Source organism: Dyella sp. 2YAF14, assembly GCF_052114725.1.
Lineage (GTDB): Bacteria > Pseudomonadota > Gammaproteobacteria > Xanthomonadales > Rhodanobacteraceae > Dyella.
Map to the genome: position 1 here is coordinate 56,833 of NZ_JBFRFH010000006.1, position 17,689 is coordinate 74,521.

Annotated in this window: 20 protein-coding genes; 18 read left to right on the plus strand and 2 right to left on the minus strand. The window is 65.0% G+C overall.

What is annotated here, in order from left to right; all coding sequences use genetic code 11:
- The first annotated feature begins 25 nt into the window (after positions 1-25).
- Positions 26-1,621, plus strand: a complete 1,596-nt coding sequence (locus AB4Y82_RS11465) for an ArnT family glycosyltransferase (RefSeq protein ID WP_441611279.1) — start codon at positions 26-28, stop codon at positions 1,619-1,621.
- Position 1,622: 1 nt separating this feature from the next.
- Here the strand turns inward: AB4Y82_RS11465 and AB4Y82_RS11470 are convergent, their stop codons facing one another.
- Both AB4Y82_RS11470 and AB4Y82_RS11475 read right to left on the minus strand, forming a co-directional pair.
- Positions 1,623-2,207, minus strand: a complete 585-nt coding sequence (locus AB4Y82_RS11470) for a Maf family protein (protein ID WP_441604050.1) — start codon at positions 2,205-2,207, stop codon at positions 1,623-1,625.
- Positions 2,204-2,659, minus strand: a complete 456-nt coding sequence (locus AB4Y82_RS11475; protein ID WP_441604051.1) for a hypothetical protein — start codon at positions 2,657-2,659, stop codon at positions 2,204-2,206. Before AB4Y82_RS11475 ends, AB4Y82_RS11470 begins: the two co-directional genes overlap by 4 nt.
- A 173-nt stretch (positions 2,660-2,832) precedes the next feature.
- Here AB4Y82_RS11475 and AB4Y82_RS11480 point away from each other — a divergent pair, with 173 nt between their 5' ends.
- The 17 genes from AB4Y82_RS11480 to AB4Y82_RS11560 all read left to right on the plus strand — a co-directional run bounded on the left by AB4Y82_RS11480 (position 2,833) and on the right by AB4Y82_RS11560 (position 17,675).
- Entirely contained in the window at positions 2,833-3,312 is a 480-nt protein-coding gene (locus AB4Y82_RS11480; protein WP_441604163.1) for a YceD family protein, read from the plus strand.
- Between the two features lie 18 nt (positions 3,313-3,330).
- Positions 3,331-3,525, plus strand: a complete 195-nt coding sequence (gene rpmF, locus AB4Y82_RS11485; protein WP_046970143.1) for a 50S ribosomal protein L32 — start codon at positions 3,331-3,333, stop codon at positions 3,523-3,525.
- A 147-nt stretch (positions 3,526-3,672) separates the two neighbouring features.
- Positions 3,673-4,647, plus strand: a complete 975-nt coding sequence (locus AB4Y82_RS11490; RefSeq protein WP_441604052.1) for a beta-ketoacyl-ACP synthase III — start codon at positions 3,673-3,675, stop codon at positions 4,645-4,647.
- Between the two features lie 222 nt (positions 4,648-4,869).
- Positions 4,870-5,817 carry an ACP S-malonyltransferase gene (gene fabD, locus AB4Y82_RS11495; RefSeq protein WP_441604053.1) on the plus strand — a complete coding sequence of 316 codons (948 nt, stop codon included), beginning with the start codon at positions 4,870-4,872 and terminating at the stop codon, positions 5,815-5,817.
- Positions 5,818-5,884: 67 nt separating this feature from the next.
- Positions 5,885-6,628 carry a 3-oxoacyl-ACP reductase FabG gene (gene fabG, locus AB4Y82_RS11500; RefSeq protein ID WP_441604054.1) on the plus strand — a complete coding sequence of 248 codons (744 nt, stop codon included), beginning with the start codon at positions 5,885-5,887 and terminating at the stop codon, positions 6,626-6,628.
- A gap of 304 nt (positions 6,629-6,932) precedes the next feature.
- Positions 6,933-7,172: an acyl carrier protein gene (gene acpP, locus AB4Y82_RS11505; protein ID WP_019466215.1), complete on the plus strand. Its 240-nt coding sequence runs from the start codon at positions 6,933-6,935 to the stop codon at positions 7,170-7,172.
- Between the two features lie 207 nt (positions 7,173-7,379).
- Positions 7,380-8,618: a beta-ketoacyl-ACP synthase II gene (gene fabF / locus AB4Y82_RS11510; RefSeq protein WP_441604055.1), complete on the plus strand. Its 1,239-nt coding sequence runs from the start codon at positions 7,380-7,382 to the stop codon at positions 8,616-8,618.
- Between the two features lie 5 nt (positions 8,619-8,623).
- A complete protein-coding gene (locus AB4Y82_RS11515; protein ID WP_441604056.1) occupies positions 8,624-9,976 on the plus strand; it encodes an aminodeoxychorismate synthase component I in 1,353 nt (450 codons plus the stop codon).
- Positions 9,976-10,800: an aminodeoxychorismate lyase gene (pabC, locus tag AB4Y82_RS11520; RefSeq protein WP_441611281.1), complete on the plus strand. Its 825-nt coding sequence runs from the start codon at positions 9,976-9,978 to the stop codon at positions 10,798-10,800. The genes AB4Y82_RS11515 and pabC overlap by 1 nt, the downstream gene beginning before the upstream one ends.
- Positions 10,797-11,834: an endolytic transglycosylase MltG gene (gene mltG / locus AB4Y82_RS11525; protein WP_441604058.1), complete on the plus strand. Its 1,038-nt coding sequence runs from the start codon at positions 10,797-10,799 to the stop codon at positions 11,832-11,834. The genes pabC and mltG overlap by 4 nt, the downstream gene beginning before the upstream one ends.
- Complete coding sequence (tmk, locus tag AB4Y82_RS11530) at positions 11,825-12,463, plus strand: dTMP kinase (RefSeq protein ID WP_441604059.1); 639 nt, start codon at positions 11,825-11,827, stop codon at positions 12,461-12,463. The genes mltG and tmk overlap by 10 nt, the downstream gene beginning before the upstream one ends.
- Positions 12,460-13,395 (plus strand): DNA polymerase III subunit delta', encoded by a 936-nt coding sequence (gene holB, locus AB4Y82_RS11535; protein ID WP_441604060.1) that lies wholly within the window; start codon positions 12,460-12,462, stop codon positions 13,393-13,395. The genes tmk and holB overlap by 4 nt, the downstream gene beginning before the upstream one ends.
- Before the next feature lie 82 nt (positions 13,396-13,477).
- Entirely contained in the window at positions 13,478-15,100 is a 1,623-nt protein-coding gene (locus AB4Y82_RS11540) for a hypothetical protein (RefSeq protein ID WP_441604061.1), read from the plus strand.
- A 1-nt stretch (position 15,101) separates the two neighbouring features.
- The gene (locus AB4Y82_RS11545; protein WP_441604062.1) at positions 15,102-16,031 is read left to right on the plus strand and encodes a PIG-L deacetylase family protein; all 930 of its coding nucleotides are present in this window, start codon (positions 15,102-15,104) and stop codon (positions 16,029-16,031) included.
- A gap of 98 nt (positions 16,032-16,129) precedes the next feature.
- Positions 16,130-16,486, plus strand: a complete 357-nt coding sequence (locus AB4Y82_RS11550; RefSeq protein WP_046970154.1) for a PilZ domain-containing protein — start codon at positions 16,130-16,132, stop codon at positions 16,484-16,486.
- A 284-nt stretch (positions 16,487-16,770) separates the two neighbouring features.
- Entirely contained in the window at positions 16,771-17,127 is a 357-nt protein-coding gene (locus tag AB4Y82_RS11555) for an NADH-quinone oxidoreductase subunit A (protein ID WP_121880989.1), read from the plus strand.
- Positions 17,118-17,675 (plus strand): NuoB/complex I 20 kDa subunit family protein, encoded by a 558-nt coding sequence (locus tag AB4Y82_RS11560; protein WP_046970156.1) that lies wholly within the window; start codon positions 17,118-17,120, stop codon positions 17,673-17,675. Before AB4Y82_RS11555 ends, AB4Y82_RS11560 begins: the two co-directional genes overlap by 10 nt.
- Positions 17,676-17,689 lie beyond the last annotated feature (14 nt).

Sequence of the window (17,689 nt, forward strand, 5' to 3'; positions counted from 1 at the left end):
GGAAGGGTGATGCGGAACAGAGCTCATGCGTGACACCCCCAGTGTAGCCGTGGGTTTCTCGCGCTGGCGAGCGGTGTTCGTGATCGCCTTCGCAGTGCTCTGCGTGCTCAAGATCATGCTTGCTGCAAGCCTGTCACCGTTTGGTGACGAGGCGTTTTACTGGCAAGAGAGTCGCCGCCTGGCCTGGGGCTATAGCGACTTGCCGCCGCTCACGGCCCTGCTGATCCACTTTGGCGAGCACATCGCCGGGCACGGCGTGTTCGGCATGCGCTGGCCTTTCCTGCTGATCGGCAGCCTCCTGCCATGGCTGGTGCGAGCCTTTGCCCGCGAGGCCTTCGACGAACGCACCGGCTGGCAGGCCGGCCTGCTGTGCCTGGTCTTGCCGCTGGCGGGCAGTCTGGGCGTGCTCGCTTTACCGGACGTGCCGCTGACCGTGGCGATCACGGCGGCCCTGCTTGGCCTGGTGCGGGCGCTGGATCGCGACTATTTGCGCGACTGGCTGCTGCTCGGCCTCTCGCTGGGCGTGTGCTGGCTGACCCATTACCGGGCCGCCATGCCGATGTTGGCCGGCCTGCTGTTTTGCGTGATGACCCCGCGTGGTCGGGCGCAGTGGCGCCGTCCAGGTCTGTGGCTGGCCATGGCGATGGCTGCGCTGGGCCTGATCCCACTGGTCATTTCCAATTGGCAGCACCACGCTGCAGGCCTGGCCTTTCAACTGGTCGAACGCAATCCCTGGCAATTCCATGCCGACGCCCTGGTGCAGCCGCTGGAGCAGGCGGTGGCCTGCACGCCGTTGCTATACCTGCTGCTGCTGTGGGCGGCATGGGTGAGCTGGCGGCGTCGTGAGGAGGGGCGGCCGTGGGACCTCATCGCGATCGTGTCCGGCTGCTTCCTCGTCGTCTATTTCGCGCTTGGCCTGTTTGCGGACGACATACGCTTTCGGGCGCACTGGCCTTTGCCCGGCTATCTGCCGCTGTTGGCCGCATTGCCTGTCTTGCTGCGCGAACGCCGGCCGTGGCGCCAGGCGTGGTTGACCGCTGCGTTCGTGCTGGCGGCGGCGGGTCTGCTTGGCGGCCTTGCGTATCTCGGCCTGGCCGCCAGCAACAACGGTGCGCGTGTGTTGGCCGGCTTCAAGGCGTTCCCGGCGCGTTTCGTTGGCTGGCGCGAAAGTGGCGACATGGCGCGCGAACTGCTCGCCTCGCATCCAGGCGTGGTGGTCGCCGACAACTTCATGCTGGCGGCAGAAATCGATTTCCAGTTGGGCGGCAGCGTGCCGGTCTACGTGCTCGACAGTCCACTCAACGTCAAGCACGGGCGCGCACCGCAGCTGGTCTGGTGGGAACTGGACGAAACCGCCTTGGGCCGACGGCATGGTGGCGAACTCATGTTGCTCGCGGTGGATGAAAAAGCGCTGCGCGTGCATGAGCGGGCGGACTGGTTGCGTGCGCTGTGCGGCCGCATCAACCAGCCAGCACCGCTGACGCGGCTGGATCTGTTCGACGGGCGCCGCCGGATCGCTTTTTATGCAGGAACGGTCCCGTTGTCGCTGCCAGCCATGGCGACGGCCAGCGATGCCTGCCCGATTTGGCGAATCGCCGCGGTGAACGACGAACAACCCTGAGTCAGGGCAGGGCGATGCCTGCTTCGCGCAGCATGCGTGCAAGTGCAATCAGCGGCAGGCCAATCAAGGCCGACGGATCCTGGTTGTCGATCCGCTCGAACAGGCTGATGCCCAGTCCTTCGCACTTGAAGCTGCCGGCGCAATCGAGCGGCTGCTCGCGTTCGATGTAGCGATCGATCTCGTCCACGGTGAGGCTGCGAAACATCACCACGGTGTGGTCGACATGCACGCGATCCTCACCCGTGCGGGTGTCGTGCAGGCACAGCGCCGTATGGAAATGCACCTCGCGACCGGAGCTCGCCAGCAGCTGTTCGCGGGCGCGCTCGGCCGTGCCAGGTTTGTCGAGCACCATGCCGCCCAGTTCGGCAACTTGATCGGAACCAATCACCAGCGCATCGTCCAGTCCGGCGGCTGCGGCGCGCGCTTTGGCGATGGCGAGCCGACTGGCGCGATCGCGTGGCGTTTCATCGGGCAGGGCGGTCTCGTCGGTGCCGGGAGCGCGTTGTTCGAAATCGTCGACGATGCGGCGTAGAAGTTCGGCCCGATAACGCGAGGTCGAGCCCAGCACCAGGGTGGGCAGGCTCATGCGTCGTGCTCGCGGCGCAGGTGTTCCCGCATGGCGCTGTCCAGATCGTGCTGGGCGCGATCCAGGGCTGCCAGCAGCGGCTGCAGGCGATCGCGGGTATCATTCATGGATGCGACGGCTCTATCGAGTTCCTCCTGCGAGGCTTTCGGTGCGGCGTCGCGGATCCAGATGCGTTGTTGCAGCAGGGAGCGCAGGCCCGCGTCGATCGCGTGGCGCGCCTCCTGTTCGCTGCTGGCGGGCAGATCCGGATTGAGCGACATGACGGCGTGGGCCTGTTGCAGGCCGGCTCGACAGGTCTTGAGATCCGCTTCCACCTTGTCGGCCAGCTCCAGCAACTGAAGCAGGCTCAGCGTCCGGCGATCGGCACGACGCCGATAGGCCAGGATGGCCCCGACCAGGGCAGCGGCAAGGATCAGCAGCGCAGCGATGCCGAGCGTCAGGTAGGGGTTCACGGGCGGCCAGCTCGCAGGAGAGGTGGTCAAAGTCTGCCGTACCGGGGCCGTTCAGGCAAAATTGGCCAAGTCAGCGCTCGCGGACCCGCCAGCCCGTTGACTTCAATGGGTTGTAATCCTATGATTTCGGGTCTATGTCCGTGACACTGCCAGAGTCCGTGGACGCTTGGCGCATGGTCTCGGCGCGGCGTTCGTTCCAGGGGGAGTTCCCCGTAGTCGCCATGAAGCGATTGGGCGAGGCCTTGGCCGGTACGGAAGGGACGGCGCACTACGAGCTGGATTTTGGCCGGGACGAGTTTGGTACGGCGTACCTCGACGTGCGTGTCCAGGTTCCTGTCACGCTGACCTGCCAGCGCAGCCTGGAGCCGTTTGTACTGCCCATGGCGGTTGATAGCCGGCTGGGATTGATCCGCTCCGAGCGCGATGAAGCGGCCTTGCCGCCCAACGTCGAGCCGCTGCTGATCGCCGACGACAGCAAGCTCAACCTGCTGGAAGTCATCGAAGACGAATTGTTGTTGGCGCTGCCGCTGGTCCCGGTCAATCCGGACAGCACATTGCCTGAAGACGTAGTAGGCCCCACGCCGGAGGAAGTCTCCAGCGAAGGGCGTTCCGATAACCCGTTCGCGGTTTTGCGCGAACTCAAGAAAAACTGATTTAGCTGGAGATTCGCCATGGCCGTTGCCAAGAGCCGCAAGACCCCGTCCACCCGCGGCATGCGTCGTTCGCACGATGCGCTGAAGACCGTGCAGCTGTCGACCGATCCGACCAGCGGCGAGGTGCATCTGCGCCACCACGTCACCAAGGACGGCTACTACCGCGGCAAGAAGGTCATCCAGACCGCCGGCGCGGTGGTCGAAGAGGATTAATCGTTTCCCGCAAGGGATACGGTTCCGCATGGCGGCGCGATTTCGCGCCGCTTTGCGTTTATGCGATCACCCACGTAACGTTGGCGGTTTGGAAGCTGGCTTGAGCTGTTGAGGCCGCTTCATCCCAATCCGTCGCATGGAAAGTTAATGGCCCAGATTTACGCCCGCATCACCGGCACCGGCAGCGCACTGCCTGAGCGAGTGGTGACCAACGCCGATCTCGAGAAGATCGTCGAGACCAGTGACGAATGGATTGTCAGCCGCACCGGCATTCAGCGCCGCCACATCGCCGCCGAAGGCCAGACCACCGGCGACCTGGCCACCGAAGCCGCGGAGCGCGCCCTCGAAGCTGCCGGCGTCAAGGCGTCAGAGATTGATCTGATCGTGCTCGGCACGACCACGCCGGACATTATTTTTCCGTCCACCGCCTGCCTCGTGCAGCATCGCCTGGGCGCCAACGGTTGCGCCGCGTTCGACGTCAATGCGGCCTGCTCGGGCTTCGTCTACGCGCTGGGCATTGCCGACAAGTTCATCCGCAGCGGCCAGTCCAAGAAAGTGCTGGTGATCGGCGCGGAAACGCTGACCCGCATGGTCGACTGGACTGAGCGCGAAACCTGCGTGCTGTTCGGCGACGGCGCCGGCGCGGTGGTGCTGGAAGCCTCGGAAGAGCCGGGCATCTACGCCACGCTGCTGCATGCCGACGGCGGCTTCAAGCATCTGCTGTACAACCCGGTGGGCGTCTCGGTCGGCTTCAAGGACGAGCCCAACCACGGCGTGCGCATCAACATGGCGGGCCGCGAAGTGTTCAAGGTCGCCGTGAAGACGCTCGACTCGCTGGTCGACGAAACGTTGCAGGCCGCTGGCATGGACGAATCGCAGATCGACTGGCTGATTCCGCACCAGGCCAACCTGCGCATCATCGAGGCCACGGCCAAGCGCCTGAAGATGCCGATGGAGCAGGTGATCGTCACCGTGCAGGAGCATGCGAATACCTCGTCCGGCTCGGTGCCGCTGGCGCTCGATTACGCCGTGCGTTCGGGCAAGGTCAAGCGTGGTCAGAACCTGCTGCTGGAAGCGTTTGGTGGCGGGTTTACGTGGGCTTCGGCGCTGTTGCGCTACTGATTGTCCAGTTGCACGAGATACAAGGCCGCCTCCGGGCGGCCTTTGTCTTTCCTGTGGGAGCGCACCCTGTGCGCGACTGGCCTCAGGGCTGACCGAGGGGCGTTGTGGTCGCGCACAAGGTGCCCTCCTACAGGTGTCGCGTGTCGAAATGACTGAATACAGCTGCGTATGGCGCTGATTACTGGCACCATTCCGTTTTTCGATTTCAGAAAACCCCTATCCATGACCGATACCGCCGCCACGCTAGCTTTCGTTTTCCCTGGCCAGGGTTCGCAATCCGTGGGCATGCTGGCCGAGCTGGCCGCTGCGCATGCGGAAGTGAAGGCCACGTTCGACGAGGCATCGCAGGGCGCGGGCACCGACCTGTGGGCGCTCAGCCAGCAGGGTCCGGAAGAGGACCTCAACCGCACCGAGAACACGCAGCCGGCACTGCTCGCCGCCAGCGTGGCGGTGTGGCGCGTGTGGCAGAAGCTGGGTGGCGCGACGCCTGCGCAGATGTCCGGCCACAGCCTGGGCGAGTACAGCGCTCTGGTATGTGCCGGCGCCTTGTCGCTGCATGACGCTGCTGCACTGGTCGCCGAGCGCGGTCGCCTGATGCAGGCCGCCGTGCCGCCGGGCGTGGGCGCGATGGCGGCCATCCTTGGTGGCGACGATGCGCAGATTGCGGCGGTGTGCGAAGAAGTCGCGCAGGGCCAGGTCGTGTCGCCGGCCAACTTCAATTCGCCCGGCCAGCTCGTCATCGCGGGCAATGCCGAAGCGGTGGATCGCGCGTTGGCCAAGCTGGCGGAGCAGGGCGTGAAGAAAGCCATCAAGCTGGCCGTGTCGGTACCTTCGCATTGCGCACTGATGCGCGACGCGGCCGATCGCCTGGGCGAGCGCATGGCGTCCATCAACTGGGCATTGCCGTCTGTGCCGGTCGTGCAGAACGCCGAAGCGCGCAGCTACGACAACCTGGACGATATTCGCGGCGCGCTGCAGCGCCAGCTGTATCTGCCGGTGCGCTGGACGCAATGCGTGCAGGCGCTGGTCGCAGGCGGTGCGACGCGCATGGCCGAAGCTGGTCCGGGCAAAGTGCTGGCAGGCCTGATCAAGCGCATCGACAAGAGCGTGGAAGCGCGCGCCATCGGTACGCCGGCCGAGCTGGAAGCCGCCCGTACCGAGTGGGCCTGATTCCCGGCACTTTCCCGATTCATGCGGCTGGACGGATTGCCGTTTAGCCATCCAAAGGAAATAACAGATGAGCAAGACACTGCAAGGTGAAATCGTCCTCGTCACGGGCGCCAGCCGCGGCATCGGTGCGGCGATTGCCGACGAACTGGCGGCGCAGGGCGCCACGGTCATCGGCACCGCCACCAGCGACAGCGGTGCGGCGGCGATCGGCGAGCGTCTTGCCGCGCACGGCGGCCATGGCCGCATGCTCAATGTGACCGATGGCGCGTCCATCGATGCGCTCATCGACAGCATCGCCAAGGAATTCGGCCCGGTCTCGATCCTGGTCAACAATGCCGGCATCACGCGCGATCAGCTGCTGATGCGCATGCGCGATGAAGACTGGCAGGCCATTCTCGATACCAATCTCACCTCGGTGTATCGCGCCTCCAAGGCGGTGATGCGCGGCATGATGAAGGCGCGCAAGGGCCGCATCATCTCGATCGCTTCGGTGGTCGGCGTCACCGGCAACCCGGGCCAGTCCAACTATGCGGCGGCCAAGGCTGGCATCATTGCGTTCTCCAAGTCGCTGGCGCGCGAGATCGGTTCGCGCGGCATCACCGTGAACGTGGTGGCGCCGGGCTTCATCGATACCGATATGACGCGTGCGCTGCCTGAAGACGCCCGTACGGCGCTGCTGGGTCAGATTGCGCTCGGGCACCTGGGTCAGGCGACCGATATCGCGAAGGCCGTGGGCTTTCTGGCGTCCCCGTCGGCGGCTTACATCACCGGCGAGACGCTGCATGTGAACGGCGGCATGTACATGCCGTAAGCCCTCAAGAAAGGGCGGCAAGCCCTTCTGTTGGCCCCCAATTGTTTGAAACGGCCGAATTGCCCTCCATCTATGGGGACGGGCAGTCCGGTGCGCCGGCGCGGGCCGGCTTAACACGGAGTTGTCGCAAGCTACATCGTTTTAGGCGACAATTGCTTCTTTCGCGCCGGCCCCGTGGCCTGCGTATCACCATTGCTGGCGGATCATGGCGGCCTTGCGGCTTAACCACTACAATCCGCCGGCCATATGTCGGCCTTATGTCCGGCGTTGATCAGGTAACTACTCCTTGGGAGGTATTGGCAACATGAGCACCATCGAAGAGCGCGTCAAGAAAATCGTCATCGAGCAGCTGGGCGTGAAGGAAGAGGAAGTCACGGCGAACGCTTCGTTCGTGGACGATCTGGGCGCTGATTCGCTGGACACCGTCGAGCTGGTCATGGCCCTCGAGGAAGAGTTCGAGACCGAGATTCCGGACGAAGAGGCCGAGAAGATCACCACGGTGCAGCAGGCTGTTGACTACATCAAGGCCCACACCAAGGAGTGATCGCTCTGCTGCGACGACGCCATGCGTCTGTCCACTAGCGATACCGGAAGCTGCGCCACATTGGCGCAGTTTTCGTTTCTGCATTTTGCAACGTCCGATCCCGTATGGTGCGCACGGCGCACTGCACGGCCCGGATGACGTGGCCACGAATGACGCAGATTGCCTGCCGCCATCGATAGAGCCACGGATACACAAGGGAAGATCAGCATGAGCAAACGACGTGTGGTTGTAACCGGGCTGGGCATCATTTCCCCGGTCGGCAACGAAGTCGCGACCGCCTGGGACAACATCCTCAAGGGCGTCAGCGGCATCGGTGAGGTTACCCATTTCGACGCCACCGCCTATGCCACGCGCATCGCCGGTCAGGTACGTGATTTCGATCCGGCGCAGTGGATCGCCCAGAAAGAAATCAAGAAGATGGATCCGTTCATCCATTACGGCATCGCCGCGGGCACGCAAGCCCTGCGCGATTCCGGCCTGGAAGTGACGGAAGCAAACGCACCGCGCATCGGCGTGGCCGTGGCTGCCGGTATCGGCGGCCTGCATACCATCGAACATACGTCGATCGAGCTGCACGACAAGGGGCCGCGTCGCGTGTCGCCGTTCTTCGTGCCCTCGTCGATCATCAACATGGTGTCCGGTCACCTGTCGATCATGTACGGCCTGAAGGGCCCGAACATCGCCTGCGTCACGGCCTGCACCACGGGTACGCACAACATCGGCCTGGCCGCGCGCATGATCCAGTACGGCGATGCCGACGTGATGATCGCCGGCGGCGCCGAGTTCGCCACCACCGGCACGGCGATGGCGGGCTTCTGCTCGGCCAAGGCCATGTCCACCCGCAACGATGAGCCGACCAAGGCCAGTCGTCCGTGGGACAAGGACCGCGATGGTTTCGTGCTGTCCGACGGCGCCGGCGTGCTGGTGCTGGAAGAGTACGAACACGCCAAGGCACGCGGCGCGAAGATCTATGCGGAGCTGGTCGGCTTCGGCATGAGCGGCGATGCTTTCCACATCACTGCCCCGAGCGAAGGTGGCGAAGGTGCGGCGCGCAGCATGGACACGGCACTGAAGGACGGTCATCTGAACCCGACCGACGTGCAGTACGTCAATGCACACGGCACGTCCACGCCGCTGGGCGACCTGGGTGAAGTGCTGGCCGCCAAGCGCGTGTTCGGCGATCACGCCTACAAGCTGGCGATGAGCTCGACCAAGTCGGCCACCGGTCACTTGCTGGGTGCCGCTGGCGGCGTGGAGGCGATCTTCACCATCCTCGCCCTGCGCGACCAGGTATTGCCGCCGACCATCAACCTGGACGAGCCGGGCGAAGGCTGCGATCTGGATTTCGTGCCGCACACCGCGCGCGAAGCGAAGTTCGACGTGGCCATCTCCAACTCGTTCGGCTTCGGCGGCACCAACGGTACGCTGGCATTCCGTCGCATTTGAGCGAAGTGACCACGTTCCATCGCAAGACCCTGCACGGCCGGCGCGATCTACTCGCGCCGGCCGCTGCATTTCCGGAGCGCTATCCGGGCCTGCTGCAGAGCGTGACCCACGGTACGCCGCAGTCGCGCTACGACATTCTTTTCGCGTTTCCGCAGGAAGCGCTGACCCTGCGCGCCGATGGGCGGCTCATCGACGATCGGGGGGAGCCGTTGCAGCGCGGCTTTCTCGATGCGCTGGATGAAGCATGGTGCGCGGTTCGATCGCCGCGTGACGGAGCAAGCGACTTGCCGTTCCACGGTGGCTGGCTGCTGTTTCTTGCCTATGAACTGGTTGGCGAGATCGAAACGCGCCTGCAGCTGCGTCCCTCCGATGTTTTGCCCACTGCCATCGCCTTGCGCTGCCCTGCGGCGGTTATCGTTGACCATGCGCGTGGTTGCACGGTGTTGGTGGCGGAGCAGGGGCATCAAGGCTTGCTCGATGTCATGGAGGCTGATCTCTTCGCGCCGATGGAATTGCCTGCGTTGCCTGCACCCGACGCTTGCAGCGAGGACGAGCCGGCGCTGTTTCTCGATGGCGTGGCGCGCATCCACGAACATCTGCATGCCGGCGACATCTTCCAGGTAAATCTCTCGCGGGCTTGGCACGCGCATTACGCGAATCCTGTGACGCCTGCGCAATTGTATTTGTCGCTGCGCCAAGCCAATCCGGCGCCGTTCGCGGGCTTGTTCCAGCAGCCCGAATGGGCAGTGGTGAGTTCATCACCTGAGCGCCTGGTCGAAGTACGCGATGGCCTGGCGCAGACGCGTCCGATCGCCGGCACGCGGCCGCGCACACCGGGTGATGACGACACCGCGCGCATCCTTGAGCTCAGCACGCATCCCAAGGAACGCGCCGAGCACGTCATGCTGATCGATCTCGAACGCAATGACCTGGGCCGCGTCTGCGTGCCGGGCACGGTCGAAGTCAACGAGCTGATGGTGGTGGAGAGTTACGCGCACGTGCACCACATCGTCTCAAACGTGCGCGGTCGCCTGCGCGACAATGTGACGCCGGGCGAAGTGATTGCCGCCACCTTCCCGGGCGGCACCATCACCGGCTGCCCCAAGGTGCGCTGCATGGAAATCATCGCTGCGCTGGAAGATGCGCCGCGTGGCGCCTATACCGGCGCGCTCGGTTATCTGGACCGCAACGGCGATCTCGATCTCAATATCCTCATACGCACGTTCACGCTGGCCGGTTCCGACGTCACGCTGCGCGCTGGCGCAGGCATCGTGGCCGATTCAGTGTCGGATAAAGAGCTGGACGAGACGCGTGCCAAGGCGCGCGGCCTGCTGCGTGCACTGGGAGTGCAGGGCTGATGGCAGACCGCGTACTCATCAACGGTGCGCCGTCGGTCACCGTCTCCGCGTTTGATCGAGGCTTGTCCTACGGCGACGGCTTGTTCGAAACCATCCGTTTCGTCGATGGCGTGGCGCCGCTGTGGTCGCGACACATGGACCGTTTGCGCGAGAGCTGCATCCGCTTGCGCTTGCCTGCGCCCGATGCGCCGCAGCTGGCACGCGAAGCGGCGCTGGTGATCGAGGGCATGCACGATGCCGTCGTTCGCATCACGCTCACTCGCGGCGTTGGAGAGCGCGGTTATGCACCGCCTCAGGCTGCTGCGCCCACCCGTGTCGTGGCCGGCTTCGAGGCGCCGTCCATGGCGGGTGATGTGTATCGCTCAGGCCTGCGCGTGCGTTGGTGCGACACGCGTCTGGCCGCGCAGCCGGTGCTGGCGGGCATGAAGCACCTCAACCGGCTGGAGCAGGTGCTGGCGCGCGCCGAATGGTCCGACCCCGCGCTGGGCGAGGGCCTGCTTTGCGATGCCGAGGGACAGCTCATCTCGGGCACCATGACTAATCTGTTCGCCGTGCTCGATGGCGTCCTGATCACACCGGCGCTGGATCGCTGCGGCGTGGCGGGGGTGGCTCGCGCCGAGATTCTCGCCAGCCGGCCAGGCGTGCGCATCCAGGGACTGCGCCCGGCGGAGCTCGCCCGGGCCAGTGAGGTCTTCCTCAGTTCCAGCGTACGCGGCATCCTGCCTGTTCAGGCCTTGGGCGATACCGTGTATGTTGCCGGGCCGGTCACCCGCGCTTTGCAGCAGCATTGGCGCGGCCTGGGTTTCCCGATGGAGCAGGCATGAGTGGACACAAGATGCAGGGGCGGGCGCTTTGGCGCAGCCTGATCGTGCTGGTGTTGCTGGCGGTAGCCGGCGGCGTCGCCTATGGATGGATGGACTATCAGCGCTTCGTCGGCATGCCGTTGGCGGTGTCGCCGCAGACGCCCAGCGTCGATGTGGCCAAGGGCAGCAGCCTGCGTGATGTGGTTGGCCAGTTGCGCGAGCAGCACGTGACGAATTCGCGCACGCTGTATTGGCGTGTGCTGGCCGAGCAGTTGCGTGTGGCCGGTCGCCTGCATGCGGGCGAATATGCGTTGAGCGCGGGCATGACGCCGCGCGAGCTGTTGCTCAATATGGCTGCGGGCAAGGTCCTGCAGCGCAATTTCACCATCGTCGATGGCTGGAACTTCCGAGACCTGCGCCAGGCCTTGGCCAAGGCGGACCGGCTCAAGCAGGAAGGCGCCGGTCTCGACGACGCCGCGCTGATGGCCAGGATCGGGGCGCCTGGCGAAATGCCCGAGGGACGTTTTCTTCCCGAGACCTACGCCTATGTGAAGGGCGACAGCGACCTGGACATCCTGCGCCGCGCGCATGCCGCGATGGCCAAGATGCTGGACACGCTGTGGGCCCAACGCGACAAGAATGTGCCGCTGGCCACGCCGTATGACGCGCTGATCCTGGCGTCCATCGTGGAAAAGGAAACCGGCCGCGCCGATGAGCGTGCGCGCATCGCCGGCGTGTTCGTGCGTCGGCTGCAGGAGCACATGCTGCTGCAGACCGACCCCACCGTGATCTATGGCATGGGCGAGTCCTACACCGGCAACATCCACAAGTCGGACCTGACCACCGACACGCCGTACAACACCTATACCCGCGCCGGCCTGCCGCCGACGCCGATCGCCATGGCTGGCAAGCCCGCCATCGAGGCGGCGCTGCATCCGGCAACCGGGTCGGAGCTTTACTTTGTCGCGCGTGGCGACGGCACGCACGTGTTCTCCAGTACGCTGGACGAACACAATCACAACGTGGCCTGTTTTCAGCTGAAGCGATGCCAATGACACGAGGCAAGTTGATCACGCTCGAAGGTGGCGAGGGGGCCGGCAAGAGCACACTGCTCGCCGGCCTGCAGCAGCACTTGCGCGCGCAGGGCGTGGATCTGGTGCAGACGCGCGAACCCGGCGGCACGCCGCTGGGCGAGGCGGTGCGCGCCATCGTGCTCGATCCGGCGCATCGCGGCATGGGCGCCGAATCCGAATTGCTGCTGATGTTCGCCTCGCGGGCGCAGCTCGTGCGCGAATGCATCGAGCCTGCGCTGGCGGCGGGGCAGTGGGTGTTGTGCGATCGTTTCACCGATGCGAGCTACGCCTATCAAGGCGGTGGTCGCGGGGTGCCGAATGAGCGCATCGCCACGCTGGAGCAGTGGGCTACACATGGTTTGACGCCTGACCTGACCCTATTGCTCGATCTTCCCGTGGCGACCGGGCGTGCGCGCGCTGCCGGCCGCGGCGAAGCGGATCGCATCGAAGTGGAAGGCGATACATTTTTTGAGCGCGTGCGTGCGGCTTATCGTGCGCGTGCCGCCGCGGAGCCGGCGCGCTTCCGCATCATCGACGCCACGCTGACGCCGCCGGAAGTGCTGGCGGCCGCCATCGATGCCACCCGTCACCTGTTTGGGACTCCGGCATGAATCTGATGCCATGGCATGGCGAGCATTGGGAACGCCTGCAGGCTAGGCGTGAGCGCAACGCGATGCCGCACGCGCTCTTGCTGTGCGGGCCCGAAGGCCTGGGCAAGCGCGACTTCATGCGTCGCTTCGCCGAAGGCCTGCTGTGCCAGCACCCGCAACACGGCGAGCCGTGCGGCCAGTGCCGCAGCTGCCTGTTGTTTGCAGCGGGCACGCACCCGGATTTCGCCACGTTGAGTTTTGGCCTGCGCAAGGATGGCGTGCAGCGCAGCGAGATCGTGGTCGACCAGGTTCGCGAGCTGTCCGCCCGTCTTGCCATGTCGAGCCAGTTCGGTGGATGGCAGATCGTGTGCATCGATCCGGCCGATGCCATGAATACCGCGGCAGCCAACGCCTTGCTCAAGACGCTGGAAGAACCCTCGCCGCAGACGCTGCTGCTGTTGGTCGCCGATGCGCCATGGCGCTTGCCGCAGACCATTCGCAGCCGCTGCCAGCGCATCGAGTTCCATTTGCCCTCGCGCGAGCAGTCCTTGGCGTGGCTTGAGCAACAGGGCGTCAAAGACCCAGCTGCTGCGCTCGACGCGGCGGGCGGCAATCCCGGCCTGGCGCGTGCCTGGGCGGAGCAGGGTGCGCTCGCGCGCCGGCTGGAAGTCCGCAAGGACCTTGGCGCCTTGGCGGCAGGTCGTGGCGAGGCCATGGAAGTAGCGCGTCGCTGGCTGGACAACGAGCCGCAACAACGCCTGTGGTTTGCCGCGCAGGCGGCTGCGGAAGAGTTGAAATTGCGCGCCACCGCGGGGCAGGGGCCGCTGGCCAGTCAGCTGGACGCCGAAGGCCTCGACCAGTGGTACATGGCGGCCAATCGCACGCGTGAATCCCTGCGTGGCCCGTTGCGCGGCGATCTGCTCTTGCTGGAGCTGCTTGCCCGCTGGCACTGATGCCAGCGTGACAACCGGGTTGCAGTCACCGCGTTTCCCCTAGGGAAAGGCCGCTGACAGGCCGCCTGCCTACGCTTCGCCGATGAAGTTCGTCCCCCAACGCCAGCTCCCCATTTGGCCGTGGATTTCGCTCCTGTTCCTGCTGGTCCTTCGACTGGCATGGCTTAATGCGTACACGCTCAACTCCGACGAAGCGCAGCACGCGCACGTCGCATGGGCGTGGACGCAAGGGCTGCTGCCTTACCGTGATGTTTTCGACAACCACGGCCCGCTGTTCGGATGGCTGCACTCGCCGCTGCTGAAGTGGCTGGACAACCGTCCCGACGTGCTGACCTGGCTGCGCCTGGCCATGCAGTTTTGGTATGTGATCGCCCTGGGTTCGGCGGGCTGGATGGCGCAACGCCTCTACGGCTGGCGCGTCGCTGCGGTGGTTGTGCTGGTGGCCGGTCTATTCCCGCGGTTCTTCGTCGTCAGCGGACAGTTCCGCACCGACGACATGTGGATGGCGATGTGGTTGCTCGGCCTGGCGTTCGTGGCGGGCGCACCGCCGCGCCTGTGGCGTTACTTCGTGGCCGGCCTGGCGATGGGCTGTGCACTGTCGGTATCGCAGAAAACACTGGTGCTGCTGGTCACCACCGTCGTCGCGGCCGGCGTGGTGCGGATGATGCGGCCCTCGCACGCGCCGCGGGCCGGCGTGCGTTGCTGGATCGCCGCGTTGCTGGGCGTACTGCTGGTGCCCGCCATTTTTGCCATTTGGTTGGGCACGCACGGTTTGCTCGAAGACGCGTGGTACGGGCTGGCCGAGTACAACATCGGCGGCGCCAACAAACGGCATGCGGCGCAGCAAGGTTTGTGGTTTCTGATTTTTGCAGCGGTGCTGGTGGTGATGTGCGTGCGTGAAGCGCGGCAGCGCTCGGAAGGCGGTTTCGACTGGACCGTGTTCTTTGCCTTGCAGGGCGGTCTGTACCTGCTGCTGATCTGGTTCATCTGGCCACTCATCACCAAGCAGGATTTCCTGCCTGTGCTGCCGACGCTTGCCATTGCCTCTGCCGGCCTGGCGGCGACTTGGCAGTGGTTGAACTCGCGTCCGCGACTGCGCGGCGTGTTGTTGATGGTTTTGCTGGTGGCGGAAATGGCAGCCGTCATTGCCGATGCGCCGCCATGGCAGGACGATCTCGCCGCGCAACGCAATGAACTGTCGACCGTGCTGCGTTACACGAACGAAACCGACACGGTGATGGACCCCAAGGGCGACACGATATTCCGCATGCGCCCTTACTATCCCGTGCTGGAAAGCTTGGCCATGCGGCGCCTGCGCCGTGGGCAGATGGCGGACACCATCGTCGACGACCTGGTCAATCACCGGACCATGCTGGTGGTGTTGCGGCGCCTGCCGCCTTCGAGCGCGCGCTTCGTGATGCTCAATTATGTGGAGGCTGGCGGAGATATCTGGATCGCGGGCCGTATGCTTGCCGATCACCAGCCCCAGCAGACGATAGACGTGAACGTACCCGGAGACTATGTGGTGACCGATGGACACCAGCGCCTCAGCGGCAGCCTCGATGGCGCCGCGCCGGCGGACCACTGGTTCCTGAGCCGCGGCACCCACCATCTGGTGGTGAGCGGCGGCACGCCTGTGGCTTTCGTGTGGTCGCAGGCCTTCGATCGCGGCTGGCGTCCGGCGCCTCCTGTCACAGGGGGCTGACGTGAGCTTGAGCCTCAATGCCAGGACGCGACTGCTGGTCGTCGCGCCGCACCCGGATGACGAATCGATCGCCACCGGCGAGCTGATCCTGCAGGTACGGCAGGCCGGCGGCGAAGTGCAGATCCTCCTGCTCACCAATGGCGACAACAATCCCTGGCCACAACGCTGGGTGGAGCGCCGGTTGCGCATCGGCCCCTACGAGCGCCGCCGCTGGGGTGAGCGCCGGCGTGCCGAAGTGACCCAGGCCTTGGCTCAGTTGGGCGTGACCGGCGAGGCGTTGCTGCCCCTGGGCTGGCCCGACATGGGCATCACCAGCCGCCTTTGCGACCAGCTGGATGTTAGCGTCGAGATGGTGAGCCGGCACTTGGAGGCGTTTCGCCCCAACCTGGTCGCCTTGCCCGCGCTGGGCGATCACCACCCCGATCACGGCGCCGCCCATGTCCTGACCCGCCTGGCGGTGGCCCGCGCCAACGTCGAGACGCCGCGCATGCTGGCCTATCTCGTGCACGGCCAGGAGGTCATCGGCAAAGGCCGGGTCAAGCTCGACTCCTCGGTCGGCATCCATGCCACCAAGATGGCCGCGCTGGCCTGTCATCGCAGCCAGATGGCCTTGAGCGGCAAGCGGATGCGCCGTCTGGCGGACCGTGGCGAGCGGTATCAGTCGGTGCGGGGAACCGCTGTTTCCACCGAGTCGGCCGTGCTGCCATGGCAGCCATCTCCTTCGCTCCATCGCTGGTTGCACCTGACCCTGGTCGACGAGCGGGGCGTTCGCCAGTGGCCGTGGCGCCAGGCGCCACTGACCATGGACGGGCAGGGGCGTTACGTATTGCATGGCCTGGACCCGGCCGCGCCTGGGCCGCGCTTCCTCAAGCTGCATATGAATCTGCCATCGCCCTGGATCTTCGACCGCTGGGGCTGGTGCGAGCTCTAGCGCCGTCACATTCCGTCGACATCTCGCTTGTGGCAATGGCCGACCGCTCGCTACGATGCGGCTGAGGGGCACTGCATCAGCGGTGTACAGGAGCAGTCATGAATCCGGCCATTGCCGCCCGCCAGGGCATCATTTCGTTGAAGATCAAGGACACGGCGTCGCTCTACAACGCCTATATGCCTTATCTGAAGCACGGCGGCCTGTTCGCCCCTACCGCCCAGAAGTACGCCCTGGGCGACGAAGTGGTGCTGCTGATCAACCTCACCGATGAAGGCGAGCGCCTGTCGGTGGCCGGCAAGGTGGTCTGGGTGACCCCGGTCGGTGCGCAGGGCAACCGCACGGCCGGGATTGGCGTGCAGTTCAACGAGTCGTCCGATGGCGAAGTGGCGCGTACCCGCATTGAGAACATCCTGGCCGGCCTGACCGGATCCGAGCGCCCCACGCACACGATGTAGAGTCAGGCTCTAAGACCTTGGTCGCAATGGCTTACGACCGCTGGAAGAAACCCCTGCAAATCTCCTTCCAAACAGCCGTCAAGGCTTGTTGTTGTTAAGCGCACTGATACAATGTCGCGATCCCTCGATTCAGATCGAGGGAAGTCGGACGCTCGCTGCCCCCAATGCACGTGATCGTGGCGCCTAGCCCTTGGCCCTCGCGGGTCATGCCGAACCCAAGTTCCGCGGACCGTTTCCCCGACGGTCACTGATGCGCCAATGAAGGCGCGGAGGTACGTTTCATCGTGCTTGCCCAATACTGGCCCATTCTGCTTTTCATCGGCGTTGCCGCCGGCTTAGGCGTGGTGCTTCTGGTCATCGGCCTGCTGGCCGGCCCGCGTCGCCCCGAGTCCGAGAAGCTCTCGCCGTACGAGTGCGGCTTCGAAGCCTTTGAAGATGCGCGCATGCGTTTTGACGTGCGCTATTACCTGCTGGCGATCCTGTTCATCATCTTCGACCTGGAAATTGCGTTTCTGTTTCCGTGGGCCGTGGTGTTCACCAAGATCGGCCTGATTGCCCTGGTCGAGATGGCGCTGTTCCTGCTGCTGCTGGTCATCGGCTTTGCTTACGTGTGGAAGAAGGGAGCACTGGAATGGGAGTGATCTCGTCGCTTGACCGGGTGATGCACAACCCGCAGCCGTTGAACCTGGTGGACGACATCCTGCGTCCGGCCGAAGACAACCCCGTCATGCAGCGCGGCTTTGCCACGACCAGCGTCGACGCCCTGATGAACTGGGCGCGCACCGGTTCGATGTGGCCGATGACTTTTGGCCTGGCCTGCTGCGCCGTGGAAATGATGCATGCCGGCGCCGCGCGCCTGGACCTGGACCGCTACGGCGTGGTGTTCCGCCCCAGCCCGCGCCAGTCCGACGTGATGATCGTGGCCGGCACGCTGGTCAACAAGATGGCCCCGGCATTGCGCAAGGTCTATGACCAGATGCCCGACCCGAAGTGGGTGATCTCGATGGGTAGCTGCGCCAACGGCGGCGGCTACTACCACTACTCGTATTCCGTGGTGCGTGGCTGCGACCGCATCGTGCCGGTGGACATCTACGTGCCGGGCTGCCCGCCAACGGCCGAAGCGCTGATCCACGGCATCCTGCAGTTGCAGAAGAAGATCCGCCGCACCAACACCATCGCGCGTTCCTGACAAAGGCGCAGCAG